At 72.3% G+C, this 15,546-nt stretch carries 17 protein-coding genes; 7 read left to right on the top strand and 10 right to left on the bottom strand.

Annotated elements, in window-relative coordinates; genetic code table 11:
• Window positions 1-15: 15 nt before the first annotated feature.
• Genes ehuD through ehuB form a run of 3 tightly spaced genes read right to left on the bottom strand, consistent with a single transcriptional unit; the run spans window position 16 to window position 2,291 of the window.
• Window positions 16-660 carry an ectoine/hydroxyectoine ABC transporter permease subunit EhuD gene (gene ehuD, locus RWK90_RS13660; protein ID WP_314038155.1) on the bottom strand — a complete coding sequence of 215 codons (645 nt, stop codon included), beginning with the start codon at window positions 658-660 and terminating at the stop codon, window positions 16-18.
• Window positions 657-1,388 carry an ectoine/hydroxyectoine ABC transporter permease subunit EhuC gene (gene ehuC / locus RWK90_RS13665; RefSeq protein ID WP_314038156.1) on the bottom strand — a complete coding sequence of 244 codons (732 nt, stop codon included), beginning with the start codon at window positions 1,386-1,388 and terminating at the stop codon, window positions 657-659. The genes ehuD and ehuC overlap by 4 nt, the downstream gene beginning before the upstream one ends.
• Window positions 1,389-1,394: 6 nt before the next feature.
• Entirely contained in the window at window positions 1,395-2,291 is an 897-nt protein-coding gene (gene ehuB / locus RWK90_RS13670) for an ectoine/hydroxyectoine ABC transporter substrate-binding protein EhuB (RefSeq protein WP_314038157.1), read from the bottom strand.
• Between the two features lie 183 nt (window positions 2,292-2,474).
• On the opposite strand from ehuB, the gene otsB reads away from it, so the two are divergent.
• The 5 genes from otsB to RWK90_RS13695 all read left to right on the top strand — a co-directional run bounded on the left by otsB (window position 2,475) and on the right by RWK90_RS13695 (window position 7,145).
• Window positions 2,475-3,233: a trehalose-phosphatase gene (gene otsB / locus RWK90_RS13675; protein ID WP_314038158.1), complete on the top strand. Its 759-nt coding sequence runs from the start codon at window positions 2,475-2,477 to the stop codon at window positions 3,231-3,233.
• Between the two features lie 101 nt (window positions 3,234-3,334).
• Window positions 3,335-4,408, top strand: a complete 1,074-nt coding sequence (locus RWK90_RS13680; protein WP_314038159.1) for a metal ABC transporter solute-binding protein, Zn/Mn family — start codon at window positions 3,335-3,337, stop codon at window positions 4,406-4,408.
• Window positions 4,409-4,412: 4 nt separating this feature from the next.
• Window positions 4,413-5,306: a metal ABC transporter ATP-binding protein gene (locus tag RWK90_RS13685; protein ID WP_314038160.1), complete on the top strand. Its 894-nt coding sequence runs from the start codon at window positions 4,413-4,415 to the stop codon at window positions 5,304-5,306.
• Window positions 5,306-6,154, top strand: a complete 849-nt coding sequence (locus RWK90_RS13690; RefSeq protein WP_314038161.1) for a metal ABC transporter permease — start codon at window positions 5,306-5,308, stop codon at window positions 6,152-6,154. Before RWK90_RS13685 ends, RWK90_RS13690 begins: the two co-directional genes overlap by 1 nt.
• 25 nt (window positions 6,155-6,179) lie before the next feature.
• Complete coding sequence (locus tag RWK90_RS13695; protein ID WP_314038162.1) at window positions 6,180-7,145, top strand: aminoglycoside phosphotransferase family protein; 966 nt, start codon at window positions 6,180-6,182, stop codon at window positions 7,143-7,145.
• A 786-nt stretch (window positions 7,146-7,931) separates the two neighbouring features.
• Here the strand turns inward: RWK90_RS13695 and rlmB are convergent.
• The 5 genes from rlmB to RWK90_RS13720 are packed head-to-tail and all read right to left on the bottom strand — an operon-like array spanning window position 7,932 to window position 12,174.
• Window positions 7,932-8,900 carry a 23S rRNA (guanosine(2251)-2'-O)-methyltransferase RlmB gene (rlmB, locus tag RWK90_RS13700; protein WP_314038163.1) on the bottom strand — a complete coding sequence of 323 codons (969 nt, stop codon included), beginning with the start codon at window positions 8,898-8,900 and terminating at the stop codon, window positions 7,932-7,934.
• A 1-nt stretch (window position 8,901) separates the two neighbouring features.
• Window positions 8,902-10,338, bottom strand: coding sequence for a cysteine--tRNA ligase (gene cysS / locus RWK90_RS13705; RefSeq protein ID WP_314038164.1), 1,437 nt, complete (start codon window positions 10,336-10,338; stop codon window positions 8,902-8,904).
• A 28-nt stretch (window positions 10,339-10,366) separates the two neighbouring features.
• The gene (gene ispF, locus RWK90_RS13710; RefSeq protein ID WP_314038165.1) at window positions 10,367-10,864 is read right to left on the bottom strand and encodes a 2-C-methyl-D-erythritol 2,4-cyclodiphosphate synthase; all 498 of its coding nucleotides are present in this window, start codon (window positions 10,862-10,864) and stop codon (window positions 10,367-10,369) included.
• On the bottom strand, window positions 10,861-11,646 hold the full coding sequence (gene ispD / locus RWK90_RS13715) for a 2-C-methyl-D-erythritol 4-phosphate cytidylyltransferase (RefSeq protein WP_314038166.1): 786 nt from the start codon (window positions 11,644-11,646) through the stop codon (window positions 10,861-10,863). Before ispD ends, ispF begins: the two co-directional genes overlap by 4 nt.
• Window positions 11,647-11,679: 33 nt before the next feature.
• Complete coding sequence (locus RWK90_RS13720; protein WP_314038167.1) at window positions 11,680-12,174, bottom strand: CarD family transcriptional regulator; 495 nt, start codon at window positions 12,172-12,174, stop codon at window positions 11,680-11,682.
• A 197-nt stretch (window positions 12,175-12,371) separates the two neighbouring features.
• On the opposite strand from RWK90_RS13720, the gene RWK90_RS13725 reads away from it, so the two are divergent.
• On the top strand, window positions 12,372-12,941 hold the full coding sequence (locus RWK90_RS13725; RefSeq protein ID WP_314038168.1) for a hypothetical protein: 570 nt from the start codon (window positions 12,372-12,374) through the stop codon (window positions 12,939-12,941).
• A 52-nt stretch (window positions 12,942-12,993) separates the two neighbouring features.
• Window positions 12,994-14,052, top strand: coding sequence for a DNA integrity scanning diadenylate cyclase DisA (gene disA / locus RWK90_RS13730; RefSeq protein ID WP_314038169.1), 1,059 nt, complete (start codon window positions 12,994-12,996; stop codon window positions 14,050-14,052).
• Between the two features lie 81 nt (window positions 14,053-14,133).
• Here the strand turns inward: disA and RWK90_RS13735 are convergent, their stop codons facing one another.
• Window positions 14,134-14,793 carry a hypothetical protein gene (locus RWK90_RS13735; RefSeq protein WP_314038170.1) on the bottom strand — a complete coding sequence of 220 codons (660 nt, stop codon included), beginning with the start codon at window positions 14,791-14,793 and terminating at the stop codon, window positions 14,134-14,136.
• A gap of 84 nt (window positions 14,794-14,877) precedes the next feature.
• The gene (locus tag RWK90_RS13740) at window positions 14,878-15,531 is read right to left on the bottom strand and encodes a carbonic anhydrase (RefSeq protein WP_314038171.1); all 654 of its coding nucleotides are present in this window, start codon (window positions 15,529-15,531) and stop codon (window positions 14,878-14,880) included.
• Between the last annotated feature and the right edge of the window lie 15 nt (window positions 15,532-15,546).

The following is a 15,546-nucleotide window of genomic DNA, read 5'->3' on the forward strand; positions in this document are numbered from 1 at the left end:
GCCGGGGCGGTGGCGTCAGTAGGCAAGGGACTTCTCCAGTCTCCGGATGAGGATCGAGGTCGGATAGCTCGCGAGGAGGAAGATCACGCCGGCCAGCGTGATGGGCTCGAGGTACTGGAAGTTGCGGGCCCCGTACTGCTGCGCCGCCGTCACCATCTCCACGACGGTGATGGCGAACAGGAACGGCGTGTCCTTGAACAGCGAGATCGCGTAGTTCCCCAGGGCGGGGACGGTGTTGCGGATCGCCTGCGGGAGCACGACCGCGCGCCAGGTCCGCCCCGCGGGCAGGGACAGGGCCCGGGCCGCCTCCCACTGACCCCTCGGCACCGCCTCGATCCCCGCCCGGTACACCTCCGCCATGTAGGTCGCGTAGTGGATGCCGATCACCGCGATACCGATCTGCAGCGCGGTGAACTGCGGCAACAGGAAGTAGGCGAACAGCAGCTGCACCACGAGCGGGGTGAGGCGGATGAACTCGCTCACCATGCGCAGGGGCACCGTGATCACGGCCGGGGCCGCCCGCCGCAGGATGGCCACCACCAACCCCAGGGCGGCGGCGATGAGGAACCCGACCACCGTAGCCAGCAGGGTGATGCGGAACCCCTCGAGCAGGACGGGGACGGCCTCGGCGGCGCGTTCCCAGCTCCAGTCCACTCTCATCGACCCACCCCCACTGCCTCGTCGACCCGTTCGGGGCGAAGACTCAGGACCTCACGCATCGACGGCCCCGCCCCGAGCCGGGCCTTCGCGCCGACCTCGAGCAGATTCATGAACAGGGTGAGGGCGTAGGCGATGAGGAAGTACAGGACCAGGCCGACGCCGAACGCGAAGACGGTGTCGCCGGTGACCCGGCGCAGCTCTCCGATGTGATAGGTCAGGTCCTGGAGCAGGATGAAGCTCGCCAACGCGCTGCCCTTGAGCAACTGGATGAGCAGGTTGTTCAGCGGCGGGATCATCTGCACCCAGGCCTGCGGGAACACGATCCGGTACAGCCGCTGCCAGGGCGTGAAGTTCAGCGCGAGCGCCGCCTCCCACTGCGGGTCCGGGACTGCGGCGAGCGAGCCGCGGACCACCTCGGCCGCGTACGCCCCGTAGTTGAGCCCCAGCGCGAGGATCCCGCAGAACATGGGATCGAGTTCGTACCCGAGCAGGGGCAGCACGAAGAACAGCCAGAACAACTGCACCAGCAGGGACGTCCCGCGGAAGAACTCGACGATCGTCCTCGACACCCCGCGGATCAGCAGGTGACGGGACCCGGCGGCGACACCCAGCACCAGGGCGAGGATGAACGCCAGAGCCGCCCCGCCGAGGGTGAGGTAGATGGTGGTGAGGATGCCCTCCTGGAAGCGCGGCCACGCCTCCAGGAAGGCATCGATGTTGCCGCCCACCGCCTGCTACTCGACCCCGGCGCACAGGTCGGCGGTCGTGAGGTCGGGGTCGGGCAGCTCCTCCTCGGTGAACCCGAACTCGCCCACGATCGACAGGTACTTCTCGGGATCAGAGGTGATCTTGGCCAGCTCCTCGTTGTAGGCCTCCAGCAGCTCCCGGTCGTCGGTGCGGAACACGGTGCCGCCGGCGCCGACCTGCGGTACGCCGTTGATCTCGGCGACGAAGGACTGGGTGACCTCGACCGGGGCGTCGGGGTTGTTGTTCTTCATCCAGTTGAGCGAGATCCCGGTCAGCGCGAACACGTCGGCGCGGCCGGAGGTCACGGCGTCCATCCCGTCCTGCGGGGTGGCCACCTGGGTGGAGTCGATCCCGAGCTGGGCCGCGTAGTCGGTCTCGATGGCGCCGGTCATGGTGGCGAGCCGCGCCCCGCTGTCGGCCACCGACTGCATGTCGGTCAGGTTCAGCGGGTTGCCCTCCGCCACCATCAGGGCCGTGGTGTAGTTGAACTCCGGCTCGCTGAACGCGGCCTGTTCGCAGCGCTCGGGCAGGATCGACATGCCGGCGCTGACGACGTCGAACCGGTTGGCCTGCAGTCCGGGGATGAGCGCGCCGAAGTCGGCGTTGACCCCCTCGACCGTCTCGATACCGAGGTTGCCGAAGATCTCGCGGTGCAGTGCCACGGTGGCGCCGGTGAGCTCCCCGTTCTCCATGAAGGAGTACGGGGCCTCGCCCGCGAACCCGACCGTCACGCTGCCCCGCTCCTGCAGCGTCTCCAAGAGGCTCGACTCGTCATCGGTGTTCGTCGACGTGCAGCCCGTCAGCCCCAACCCGACCGCCAGGGCGGCGGCGATCACGGTCCTGGTACGACGGCGTACGGATGTCCTCGGCCCTGCTGGTGCCATGGTCTTCAACCTTCCGGTCGCGGTCGGGTGCCGGGCGCGGTGCTGCGTTCCCGATTCCCCTCGCGTTCTCCGGTCTGTGTCGCCACGCCCGACTCATCCGACATTTGGGTTTCACCGAAAGTAGCACGCGTCACATCCAGTGTGAGCGGCATTCATTTATCTGCCGGGCCTATCCTGAGCGTCATGACGGCATCCGAGACGCTCGCCGAGGCACTGCGCCGCGCCGCCGCGGCCCCCACGCTGGTGGTCGCGTGCGACTACGACGGCACGCTGGCCCCGTTCGTCGACGACCCCACGCAGGCCGTGCCCGCCCCCGGCGCCGCCGAGGCCCTCGCGCGGCTGGCGGGACTGCCGCGCACGACCGTCGCGCTGCTGTCGGGACGCAACCGGGCCGCGCTGTCCGAGGTGAGCGGGGCGGGCGCCCCGGTGGTGCTGGTGGGCAGCCACGGGTCCGAGTGGGAGGGTGGGTTCGACTCCCCCCTCGACGACGACGAGGTGGCGCTGCTCGAGCGGGTCCGGTCCGATCTCGAGGAGATCGTCTCCCGCACCCCCGGCGCGCACGTCGAGACCAAGCCCACCGCCGCGGTGCTGCACGTCCGGCCGGTGGCGGACGCCGCGGCCCGGGAACGCGCGCAGTCCGAGGCGATGGCCGGTCCCGCGGCGCTCGACGGGGTGTTCGTCACCGAGGGCAAGAACGTCGTGGAGATCGCGGTGCGCGAGGCGAGCAAGGGTGCCGCCATCGAGAAGATGGTCGAGCAGACCGGCGCGGAGGTCGCACTGTTCATCGGCGACGACGTCACCGACGAACGCGGCTTCGCCCGGTTGCGCCCGCAGGACATCGGCGTGAAGGTCGGCAGCGGCGAGACCGCCGCCACCCACCGGGTGGACGACATCACCGCGGTCGTGGGCCTGCTCGGCACGCTCGCCGACCTGCGCGGCTGATCCGCGGCCACGGCGTCGCGGACCCCCCGGTTCCACACGCCGGGGCGCCCACCGTTCTACACTTAACGACAACGGTTCCCATTACTACGAGAGTGGTGCTCGTGTCGTCGACCTCCCGCCAGAAGCGCACCCGTCCGAACCGAGCGCTGGCCGCGCTCGCGGTGACCCTCCTCGGCGCGAGCACGCTCGCCGCCTGCGGCGCCGACGGGCAGGCCGCCACCGGTGACGGCGACGGCCCGGAGGTGGTCGCCTCGACAACCGTCTACGCCGACATCGCCCGACAGGTGGCCGGCGACAACGCGACGGTCGAGTCCGTCATCTCCGACCCCACCGCCGACCCGCACTCCTTCGAGGCCAGCCCGGCGGACGCCGCCGCCGTCGCCGCCGCCGACCTGGTGGTCTACAACGGCGCCGGTTACGACGGCTTCGTGGACCAGGCCCTCGGGAACGCGGGCGACGTCCCGGTCGTGCGGGCCGTCGACGAGTACTCACGGGTCACCGGCGGCGCCGTCGGGGCACACGAGCACGGCGAGGACGGCGAGGACGGCGATCACGCTGCGCACGACGGGCACGACCACGGTGCCGTCGACGGGCCCGACGGGCACGACGGGCACGACCACGGTGCCGGCGAGAACGAGCACGTCTGGTTCAGCTTTCCCACCGTCGCCGCGGTCGCCGAGCGCGTCGCCGAGGAACTGGCCGCCCTCGACGCCGACAACGCCGACGAGTACCGCGCCAACGCCCGCGAGTTCGCCGACGCCCTCGCCCCGCTCGACGACGAGCTCGACGCCATCCACGACCGCGGCCACTTCCCCTACGCCCAGACCGAGCAGGTCGGCGCCCACCTGTTCGAGGCCGCGCACCTGACCGACCTGACGCCGCGCGGATTCCTCTCCTCCGTCGAGGACGACACCGACCCGTCCGCCGCCGACCTCGCCGCACTGCTGGACCTGCTCGCCGAGCGACGGGTCGCCTTCCTCGCCTTCAACTCCCAGACCGAGACCTCCGTCACCGCCCGCGTCCGCGACGCGGCCGAGGAGGCGGACGTCGTCGTCGTCGACCTCACCGAGACCCTCCCCGAGGGCGCCGACTACCTGGGATGGATGACCGGCATCGTCGAGCAGCTGTCCGGCGCACTGGCCGACGCCACGCCCGCCGACGACGGTGGGCACTGATCGGATGGGCGCCGACCGGGCCGGGACCGACCCCGCCGACGCCCACGAACGCGGCACCCCCGGACCCGGGCCCGTCGTCTCGCTGCGCAACGTGACCGTCTCCCGCGGCGGCCGCACCCTCATCCGCGACCTCGACCTCGAGGTGCAGCCCGGCGAGTTCGTCGCCGTCCTCGGCCCCAACGGCGCCGGCAAGACCACCCTGCTCAAGGTCCTGCTCGGCGAACACCGGCCCGACTCCGGCACGGTCCTCGTCGACGGCCGCCCGCCCGGCGACCGGGCCACCCATCTCGGCTACGTCCCCCAGCAGCGCGCGTTCGACCCCGGCATCACCCTGCGCGGTCGCGACCTCGTCGCCCTCGGGATCGACGGCACCCGCTGGGGTCCCGGATGGCCCTCGCGCCGCGCCGGTAAACGCCGCATCGTCGCCGACTCCCTCGCCCGACTCCGGGCCGGGTCCCTCGCGAACACGCCGCTCGGCCGGATGTCCGGCGGCGAACAACAACGCGTCCGCGTCGCCCAGGCCATCGCCTGCGACCCGTGCGTCATGCTCTGCGACGAGCCGCTGCTCAGCCTCGACCTCACCGGCCAACGCACCGTCGCCTCCGTGCTGGACCACCGACGCCGCGAGCACGACACCGCCGTCGTGTTCGTCACCCACGAGATCAACCCCGTCCTGCCGATGGTCGACCGGATCGTCTACCTCGTCGACGGGCGCCACCGCATCGGCACCCCCGACGAGGTCTTCACCAGCGAGGTCATGTCCGAGTTGTACTCCTCCCCCGTCGAGGTCCTGCGCGTTCGCGGCCAGATCATCGTGGTGGGCGACACCCAGCACCTGTGCACCGAACCCTGGAGCACCGGGCACCACCATCACGACGACGACCACGGAGCGCACTGATGGACCGTCTGCTCGAGATCGCCGGGTCCCTCGCCGACACCGAGACCACCGCCTACCTGCTCCGACAGGACTTCGTGGTGCTCGGCCTCGCAGCGATCGCCCTGCTCGGCCTGCTCTCCGGCGCCATCGGACCGTTCATCGTCATGCGGCAGATGTCGTTCTCCGTGCACGGCGCCAGCGAACTGGCCCTCACCGGCGCCGCCGCCGCGCTGCTGTTCGGACTCAACCTGGGGTTCGGCGCGATCGTGGGGTCGGTGATCGCCGCGCTGATGTTCGGGATCATGGGGTCCCGGGCCTCCCAACGCGACTCCTCGATCGGCGTCGTGCTGGCCTTCGGCCTCGGGCTGGCCGTGCTGTTCATCCACCTCTACCCCGGCCGCTCCGGAACCAGCTTCTCCCTGCTCACCGGGCAGATCGTCGGCGTCTCCGAACACGGGCTCGTGCAGATGGCGGTGGTCGCGGCGATCATCTGCGGCGCCCTGGTCCTGCTGTACCGGCCGCTCGTGTTCTCCTCCGCCGACCCCGAGGTCGCCGCCGCGCGGGGCGTGCCCGTCCGCGCGATCAACATGATCTTCGCCGTCCTCGTGGGGCTGGCCGCCGCGCAGGCCGTCCAGGTCGTCGGCGCGCTGCTCGTGCTCTCGCTGCTCATCACGCCCGCCGCCGCGGCCGCGGCCGTCACGTCCAGCCCGGGGCGCGCGATCGGCCTGACGATCCTGTTCGCCGAGATCGCCGCCGTGGGCGGGATGCTGCTCTCGCTGGCCCCCGGCGTGCCCGTCTCGGTGTTCGTCACCACCATCTCGTTCGTCATCTACCTCGCCTGCCGCGCCGTGGCGGCCGTGCGGCGATGACCGCGCGGGGACTAGCGTCACGGACGTGAACAGCGATCCCAGCGCCCCCGCGGCGGGTCCCGGGCCGGGCGCACAACCGGACACCGACGAGCTCGCGGCGATCCGGGCCGCCTACCCCACGCTGGGCTGGGACAGCGCCGAGCGGATCGTCGAGGGCTGGGACCACACGGTGGTCATCTGTCGGGGCTGCAGCGGCGACGACGCCCTCGGCCACCGCGACCTGGTCTTCCGGTTCCCCTCCGACGAGCAGGCGCACGCGCAGCTGCCGACCGAGATCGCGGTGCTCGAGCACCTGGCCGGGCACGTCGAGGCGGCGCTGCCCCACTACTCCCACGTCCCGCCGCACGGGGGCTTCGCCGGCTACCCCCTCGTCCGCGGGCAACGCCTCACCCCGGAACTCCTCGACTCCCTGCCCTACCGCGAGCGGACACTCATCGCGGGACAGCTGGGCGCCCTGTTGGCGGCGCTCCACGTGCAGGACGTGTCGGCCCCGCCGCTCGACCGGGTCCCCCACTCGTATCAGCCGGAGAACCTGGACTTCGTCCGCGGGATCCTCGCCCACGACATGCCCGCGGTGCTCACCGACGACGAACTGCGCACGGCACACGAGATCTGCGACGAGGTCGGCGTCCTGCAGTCGACGCTGCTGCCGCGCGTGCTCCTGCACAACGACGTCTACTCACGGCACCTGTACTGGGACCGCGACGCCACCCCCGGTCGGCTGGGCCTGATCGACTTCACCGACATGTGCCTGGGCGACCCGGCCGTCGACTTCGCCGAGCTCTATGAATACGGGCCGCGCTTCGTCGAGGACGTCCTCGCCCGCTACGTGGGCCCGGTCGACGACGCGTTCCTCGACCGGGCGTGGACGTACCAGCGGCTCGCGGCGCTCTACATGATCGCCGGCCACCTCTACTACGGGGTGGAGACCTGGGAGCACGCGCGGGCGGCGTTCGACCGCTGCCGGTCCCCGCATCGTCCGCGGGCCTGAGCGCAGAGCGGGGCCGCTGTCACCCGCGGCCGCACGCACAGCAGCCGCGCAGCAGCCGCTCCCCGACATGGCGTCTCGCTCTCGCTCCTGCCCAGCCCTGCCGGCAGCCGCTCCCCGGGATGGCGTCTCGCTCTTGCTCCTGCCCAGCCCTGCCGACAGCCGCTCCCCGGCATGGCGTCTCGCGCTTGCTCCTGCCCAGCCGCATCGGCAGCCGCGCCCCGGGATGGCGTCTCGCTCTCGCTCCTGCCCAGCCCTGCCGACAGCCGCTCCCCGGCATGGCGTCTCGCTCTCGCCCCTGCCCAGCCCTGCCGACAGCCGCTCCCCGGCATGGCGTCTCGCGCGTGCTCCTGCCCCGCCTCATCGGCAGCCGCTCCCCGGGATGGCGTCTCGCTCGCGCTCCTGCCCAGCCCTGCCGGCAGCCGCTCCCCGGCATGGCGTCTCGCTCTCGCCCCTGCCCAGCCCTGCCGACAGCCGCTCCCCGGCATGGCGTCTCGCTCTTGCTCCTGCCCAGCCTCATCGGCAGCCGCTCCCCGGGATGGCGTCTCGCTCCCGAAGTTGCCCGGCCTGAACACAGCCGCGCGCCAACATGGCGTCCCGCCGGTCCCCCTGCGCGCGCGAGACGCCATGCCCGCTGGCCGGGTGACATCTGCAAACGCGAGACGCCATGCCGACGGGCGGCGTGACATGAACGGGCGCGGCAGGACCAGCGCGGTGATGGCAGTGCGGCCGCGGGACTGGGACCGGGCCCGGGATCGGGACCCGCTCGCCGCGGGCCCGCTCACCAGCTCAGCCCTTGACGCGACGCTGCCGCGCGAACTCCGACAGCACCACGCCCGCGGCGACGGAGGCGTTGAGGCTCTCGACCTCCGAGGCGATGGGGATCGACAGGATCGAGTCGCAGTTCTCGCGGACCAGGCGGGACAGGCCCTTGCCCTCGGAGCCCACGACGATCACGGTGGGACCGGTGCCGTCGTAGTCGTCGAGAGAGACGTCGCCCCCGGCGTCGAGGCCGACGAGCTGCACTCCGGCCTTGGCCCAGTCCAGAAGGGTGCGGTTGAGGTTGGTCGCCTTGGCCACGGGGAGCCGGGCGGCCGCGCCGGCGGAGGCCCGCCACGCGACGGCCGTGATGGACGCACTGCGTCGCTCGGGGATGAGGACACCGTGACCGCCGAACGCGGCGACCGACCGGATGACGGCGCCGAGGTTGCGGGTGTCGGTGATGTTGTCGAGAGCCACCAGCAGCGCGGGCTCGGAGGACCCCATCGCCATGGCGAGCAGGTCGTCGGGGTCGGCGTACTGGTACGGCGGGACCTGGAGGCCGACGCCCTGGTGCATGCCGTTGGAGACCATGCGGTCGAGGTCGGTGCGGGGCACCTCGAGGATGGAGATGCCCTTGGCGGCGGCGAGGTGCACGGCCTCGGTCAGCCGCTCGTCGGCGTCCGAACCGATCGCGACGTACAGGGCCGTGGCGGGGACGCCCGCGCGGAGGCATTCCACCACGGGGTTGCGGCCCACCACGTACTCGGGTCCGTCGGCCTGCTTCTGCGCCTGCCGGCGGCGCTGCTGCGCGCCCTCGGCCTTGCGGCTGGCGGCCTTGGCCCGGCGGTGTGCCGGGTGGTAGGTCCGGTCCTCGGCCTTGGGGGTGGCGCCGCGGGCCTCGAGCCCCCGCCGTCGCTGGCCGCCCGACCCGACGACCTGGCCCTTCTTGGTGCCGGACTTGCGGATGGCTCCGCGCCGACTCGAGTTACCTGCCATGTCAGTCCTTCCGGTGGGCGAGCGACCACTTCTGGCCGTCCGCGGTGTCGGCCACCTCGATGCCGGCCGCGACCAGGCGGTCACGGATGGCGTCGGCGGTGGCGAAATCCTTGTCCGCCCGCGCCTGGGCACGGGCCTCGAGCTCCGCGCGGACGAGGAGGTCGAGCGCGGTGAGGGCGGCGTCGTCACCACCCGCGGCGGAGGTCCACTGCGGGTCGAGCGGATCGACCCCCAGGACCGCGGTCATCGCCCGGACGGACGAGGCCGCGGTGAGCGCCGCCTCGAGGTTCCCCTCCGACAGCGCGGTGTTGCCGGCCCGGACCCGTCCGTGGATCTCCGCCAGTGCGGCGGGCACCCCCAGGTCGTCGTCCATGGCGGCGGCGAACGCCTCGGTCCAGTCGCCGACCGGGACCTCGGCCTCGGACGCCGCATCCGCCCGCGCGGCCTCCTCCACCCGCTGCACGAACGCCTCGATCCGCCGGTACGCGGCGGCGGCCTCCTGCAGTGCTTCGGGAGAGTATTCCAGCATCGACCGGTAATGCGCACTTCCGAGGTAGTAGCGCAGTTCGACGGGCCGCACGGCGGTGAGGATGTTGGGCACGCTCAGGACGTTGCCGAGGGACTTGCTCATCTTCTCGCCGGCCATGGTCACCCAGCCGTTGTGCAGCCAGTAGCGGGCGAACCCGTCGCCGGCGGCGTGGGACTGGGCGGCCTCGTTCTCGTGGTGCGGGAACTGCAGGTCGAGCCCGCCGCCGTGGATGTCGAAGGTGGGGCCCAGGTACCAGGTGGCCATGGCCGAGCACTCGAGGTGCCAGCCGGGTCGGCCGTCGCCCCAGGGGGTGGGCCAGCTGGGTTCGACGGGCTTGGCGGCCTTCCACAGCGCGAAGTCGCGGGGGTCGCGCTTGCCGCGCAGGTCGGCGCCCTCGCCCTGGTCGACCTCGTCGAGGCGGTGACCGGACAGGTGGCCGTAGTCGCCCTCGGGGGCGGCGGACCAGGCGGCGACGTCGAAGTAGACGCTGCCCTCGGCCGGGTACGCGTAGCCGCGCTCGATGAGCCGCTCCATGTACTCGATCATCTGGGTGATGTGCCCGGTGGCGCGGGGTTCGGTGGACGGCGGCAGCACGCCGAGCGCATCGTAGGCGCGGGTGAACTCGCGCTCGTGGGTGGCGGCCCATTCCCACCAGGGGCGGTCGTTCTCGGCGGCCTTGGTGAGGATCTTGTCGTCGATGTCGGTGACGTTGCGGACGAACGCGACGTCGTAGCCGGTCGCCAGGAGCCAGCGGCGGAGGATGTCGAACGCGACGCCGGAGCGGACGTGCCCGATGTGCGGGACGGCCTGGGGGGTGGCTCCACAGAGGTAGACCGACGCGTGCCCTTCCCGGACGGGGGTGAACTCCCGGAGGGAGCGGGTGGCGGTGTCGTACAGATGGAGCGTCACGGGCGCCGAGTCTACCGGTGCGCCCGCGTCAGGCCCGGTAGACCAGCGCCGTGGCGACGGCGGAGACCCCCTCGCCGCGTCCGGTGAAGCCCATCCCGTCGGTGGTGGTGGCGGAGACGGAGACGGGCGCGCCGATGATCTCGCCTAGCCGCTGTTCGGCCTCGGCGCGTCGGGGGCCCATCTTGGGGCGGTTTCCGACCATCTGGACGGCGGCGTTGCCGATACTCCAGCCGTGGCGGGCCAGTTCGTCGCACGCCTCGCGCAGCAGCCGCTCGCCGGAGACGTCGTCGTACTCGGGCCGGCCGGTGCCGACGAGGCCGCCCAGGTCGCCCAGCCCGGCGGCGGACAACAGGGCGTCGACGAGGGAGTGCGCCACGACGTCACCGTCGGAGTGGCCCTCGCAGCCGTGGTCGTCGGGGAAGTGCAGGCAGGCCATCATGCACGGCTTGCCGGGTTCGACACGGTGGGCGTCGGTGCCGATCCCGACCCGGGGGATGACGGGTCCGGGGGCGTCTGCTGCGGTCACTGGGTCTCCTGGGGGCGGCCGGCGGCGGCGGGGTCGAGTTCGGCCAGCGCGCGGGCGTGGTCGTCGGGGGTGGTGATCTTGAACGCGAGCGGGTCTCCGGCGACGGTGGCGACGCGCCCGCCGACGCGTTCGACGAGGCCGGCGTCGTCGGTGGCGACGTCCCCGGCGGCGTCGTAGGCCGCGAGCAGGACGTCGGGCGCGAAGCCCTGCGGGGTCTGGACGGCCCGGAGGGTCGCGCGGTCGGGGGTGCCCACGACGTAGCCGGCGGCGTCGACCTGTTTGACGGTGTCGACGACCGGGAGGACGGGCACCACGGCGACCTCGCCGCCGCGGACGGCCTCGACGACGCGCCGGACGGGCGCGGCGGGGGTGAGGCACCGGGCGGCGTCGTGGACCAGGAGGACGTCGTAGGCGACCGGGTGGGCGGCGGTGAGCGCCGCGAGTCCGTTGCGCACCGAGTCGGTGCGCTCCGCGCCCCCGGTGGCGACGACGACGAGGTGGTCGTCGTCCCGCAGGTGGGCGAGCTCGGACTCGGCCGGACCGACGCGGTCGGCGGGCACCACCACCACGACGTCGTCGACGACACCCGAGGCCAGCAGGCCGGCGACGGCCCGCTCGAGCATGGTGCGGCCGTGGAGGTCGACGAACGCCTTCGGCAGGCCCGCGCCGAGCCGGACGCCGGATCCGGCCGCGGGGACGACGGCGGCCACCCTGCCCGTGTGGGCGGGGTGGCCGTCGATGCCGGAGCCGGTCACGGCCCCGGGGGCGTCATGCGGCGCCATACCGTCGCGTGGTCGACAGTCCGATGCCGGACGTCACGCCGGGGCGGCGGAGCCCAGCACCTCGTCGAGGAGGGCGCCCGCGCGGTCCTCGTCGGCACGCTCGGCGAGCGCGAGCTCACCGACGAGCACCTGACGGGCCTTGGCGAGCATCCGCTTCTCGCCGGCGGACAGGCCGCGGTCGAGGTCGCGGCGCCAGAGGTCGCGGACGACCTCGGCCACCTTGTTGACGTCGCCGGAGGCGAGCTTCTCGGCGTTGGCCTTGTAGCGGCGGGACCAGTTGGTGGGCTCCTCCGCGTGCTCCGTGCGCAGGACCTCGAAGACCTTGTCGAGACCCTCCTGGTCCACGACGTCGCGCACTCCCACGTACTCGGCGTTCTCGGCCGGTACCTTCACCGTGAGGTCGCCCTGTGAGACCTTGAGGACGAGGTATTCCTTCTCGGTGCCCTTGACCGTCCGCATCTCGATCGCCTGGATGGTGGCGGCGCCGTGATGCGGGTAGACGACGGTGTCGCCGACCTTGAACTCCATGAGTGGCTTTCCCCTTTCGACTGACCTATCTTAGCACGCCCTCAGTGCAGGCGTTTTCCGTTTGCGCAGGTCAGCAACCTAAGCGGGCTTTCGGGGCGATCCCAGGGGTGTGGCGCGGCCACTCTGGCGCAGGTCCGGAGCGGCCGTGGACTACGATGAGACCGGCCTGAGAGACGACCATCCCCGAGGAGCCTGACGTGACTTCACCGAACACCGGCCTGCGCCGCACCGCGCTCGTAGTCCTGGCCGTGGGCGCCGCCCTCGGGGCGTCGGCCTGCAGCGCCGGTCAGGTCTCCCAGACCGCGAACCAGGTCGCCGCGGTCGACGGTGGACGCGGTGCCGTCGGCGATCTCGCGGTCAACGACCTGCAGGTGGTCGTCCCCGAGAACGGCGGCCAGGCCCGCGTTGGGTTCGTCGCCTCGTTCAGCGGGTACGGCCTCGGGGAGCCCGTCTCCCTCGACTCGGTCGAGATCGACGGCACGCCCGTCCAGCTCGGCCAGACGCAGCCGCTGGAGCGTGGCTGCTCGATCGTCGTCGACGCGCGGGAGAACGCGGAGCCGGCGCCGGTCGAGGGCGTGTGCGTCGAGCAGACCACCGCCACCCTGCCCTCCTCGGACAACCTCGACCTCGGCACCTCCGTGCCCGCCACCGTGACGTTCTCCACGGGCGACCGGATCGAGACCCAGGCCGCCGTCGTCGGCGAGCTCGTCGAGGCCGGCGAGTACGTCCGCCCGACGGAGTTCGTCGGCGAGTCCGAGGGGCACTGACACGTCCGCCCTCTCCGCCCGCTCGGCCGACGGGTCGCCGCTGGACCCCGAGATGCGCGCCGTCCTGCGCCGTCTCGCCCCGGGCACCGAGCTCCGTGACGCACTGGACCGGATCCGCCGTAGCGGGACCGGTGGCCTCGTCGTGCTGGGCGACGATCCCGGCGTCCAGGCCGTCTGCGACGGCGGCGTGGACCTCGACGTGGAGTTCACCCCCGCCCGCCTGCGGGAACTGAGCAAGATGGACGGCGCGGTGGTGCTGTCGACCGACGGGTCGCGGATCACCCGCGCCAACGTCCACCTCGTCCCGGACCCCTCCCTGCCCGCCGTCGAGACCGGCACCCGTCACCGCGCGGCCGAACGCACCGCCGCGCACACCGGCGTGCCCACCGTGGCCGTCTCCGCGTCCATGACCACCGTCACCGTCTACGCCGGCGGCCTGGCCCGCGTGCTCGCCGACCCGGTGGTCCTGCTCGCACGCGCCGACCAGACCGTCGCGACCATGGAGCGCCACGGCGCCCGCGCCGCCCGTGCCCGCACCCGGCTCGACCGGGCCGAACTGGGCGACTACGCGTCGGTCCGTGACGTGGTGACCATGGCCCAGCGGCTCCTGCGCCTCGAGCGGCTGGGCGCCGAGCTCGCCGAACTCACCGTGGAGATGGGCGAGTACGGGCGACAGACCGCCCTCCAGCTGGAGGAGCTGCTGTCCGACACCCCGGACGAGCTCCGGGGCCTGGTCGCGGACCACCTGCGGGTGGAGACCGTCGACGGGGACCCCCGCACGGCCCCCACGCCTGAACAGATCGACGCCGGGCTGGAGCGCCTCGCCGCGCTGTCCGACGCCGATCTGCTGCTGCCGGCGCCCGTGGCCCGATGTCTGGGGCTGCCGGCCGAGCCCGAGGACCTCGACGAACACGTCACGGCGCGCGGGTACCGCATGCTCACGCATATCCCGCGGCTGCGGCCGGTGCAGATCACGGCGCTGGTGGAGCGGTTCGGTTCGGTCCCGGCGCTGCTCGCGGCCGAGCAGTCGGACTTCGCGGACGTCGAGGGCGTGGGCGCACTGTGGGCGCGGCACGTCCGCCAGCGCCTCACCGGCCTCGACATCATCTGACCCGGGGGCGTCGGCCGACCCGGCCCGGCGGGAGCCCCGGCCCACGCGCTGATCGCGCTACTTGCGCCGGTCGCTCGGGGATCAGGACTCGGGCGCCTCGACCACGTTGAACGTGGAGGCCGGGCTGAAGACGTTCCCGACCAGCGCGTACACCTGGTACGCACCCACCTCGACCGGCGTGCGGTCCGCCTCGGAGCAGGCGCCCTCCGCCGAGCGGCGACCGGTCCAGTCGATCTGGCGCGGCTCCGGCTCGTCGGGGCGCAGCTCGACCTCGTCCTCGTCCCGCGGGGTCGTGCAGTCGATGCTGGACCACACCTTGGAGTTGTCGTCCAGGCGGTACACCTCGAACGACAGCGGCGCCTCCGACAGGTCCCGGTCACACGTGGTGTCCGAGACGTTGACGATGTTGACGAAGAAGCGGACGTCCTCCCCCACCGGCACGTTCGGCTCCGCGGGCCACACGTCCAGCCGCAGGTCCTCGTCCGCACACCGGCCCCGCGAGGCGCCGCCGTCGTCCTCACGCGAGGACGTCTCGGTGGACGAGGTCTCCGAGGTGGTCAGCGCCGCCGTCGAGCCCGCATCGCCACCGTCGGCGGTCTCCTGGGTGTCCGTCCCCGAGTCCCTCGACGCCAGGACGAGCGCCAGCACCACGACGAGGGCGGCGACGACCGCGACGACCACCGCGGCGACGCGGCGACGCACATAGACTTCACGCGGAAGGGGGCCCTGGGGTTCGTGCACGGGCCCAACTCTAGAGCCGAGCCCGCGCCCGCCGGACCTGCGGCGCGGCGTGTCCCCCAGACCGCGCCGCGGGTGCGCGAGACGCTAGACCGCGACCATCTCCTCGCCCGGGCCGTGCGGGGTGTCCTGGACGTCCCCGATGGCGCTGCGGAGGTACGCGTGACCGTCGGAGAGCTTGTAGGTGACCCCCACGATCGCCAGCCGGCCCTCGTCGACCCTGTCGCTGATGATCTTCGACCGCTGCTTGAGCAGTTCACCCGTCTCCAGCACGTGGCGCGCCTCGAAGTCGTCGGTCGTGCTCAGACCCTCGCGACGGCCGTTGAGGATGGACGGCGAGACCTTCTCGACCACGTCACGCAGGAAGCCGGGCGGGATCTCCCCTGTCTCCAGCGCATCGGTGGTGGCCTTGACCGCACCGCAGCTGTCGTGGCCCAGGACGACGATCAGCGGCGTGTCGAGCACGTGCACCGCGTACTCGATCGAGCCCAGGACCGCGGTGTCGATGATGTGACCCGCGGTGCGGATGACGAACAGGTCGCCCAGGCCCTGGTCGAAGATGATCTCGGCCGCCACCCGCGAATCGGAACACCCGAACAGCACCGCCTTGGGATGCTGCGCGGCGACGAGCTTCTCCCGCCGCTCGGTATTCTGGCTCGGATGACGCATCTGGCCCTCGACGAACCGGTGGTTGCCGTCGCGCAGCGAGGCCCAGGCACTGATCGGGTTGGTATGAGGCATGGCTCATATTGTGCA

The organism is Dietzia sp. CH92 (assembly GCF_032248695.1).
Lineage (GTDB): Bacteria > Actinomycetota > Actinomycetes > Mycobacteriales > Mycobacteriaceae > Dietzia.

What these genes read in the sequence shown, in the direction of transcription:
- ehuD (WP_314038155.1), bottom strand. Translation starts at nt 660, where the DNA reads ATGAGAGTGGACTGGAGCTGGGAACGCGCCGCCGAGGCCGTCCCCGTC.
- ehuB (WP_314038157.1), bottom strand. Translation starts at nt 2,291, where the DNA reads ATGGCACCAGCAGGGCCGAGGACATCCGTACGCCGTCGTACCAGGACC.
- otsB (WP_314038158.1), top strand. Translation starts at nt 2,475, where the DNA reads ATGACGGCATCCGAGACGCTCGCCGAGGCACTGCGCCGCGCCGCCGCG.
- RWK90_RS13685 (WP_314038160.1), top strand. Translation starts at nt 4,413, where the DNA reads ATGGGCGCCGACCGGGCCGGGACCGACCCCGCCGACGCCCACGAACGC.
- RWK90_RS13690 (WP_314038161.1), top strand. Translation starts at nt 5,306, where the DNA reads ATGGACCGTCTGCTCGAGATCGCCGGGTCCCTCGCCGACACCGAGACC.
- rlmB (WP_314038163.1), bottom strand. Translation starts at nt 8,900, where the DNA reads ATGGCAGGTAACTCGAGTCGGCGCGGAGCCATCCGCAAGTCCGGCACC.
- ispD (WP_314038166.1), bottom strand. Translation starts at nt 11,646, where the DNA reads ATGGCGCCGCATGACGCCCCCGGGGCCGTGACCGGCTCCGGCATCGAC.
- RWK90_RS13720 (WP_314038167.1), bottom strand. Translation starts at nt 12,174, where the DNA reads ATGGAGTTCAAGGTCGGCGACACCGTCGTCTACCCGCATCACGGCGCC.
- disA (WP_314038169.1), top strand. Translation starts at nt 12,994, where the DNA reads ATGCGCGCCGTCCTGCGCCGTCTCGCCCCGGGCACCGAGCTCCGTGAC.
- RWK90_RS13740 (WP_314038171.1), bottom strand. Translation starts at nt 15,531, where the DNA reads ATGCCTCATACCAACCCGATCAGTGCCTGGGCCTCGCTGCGCGACGGC.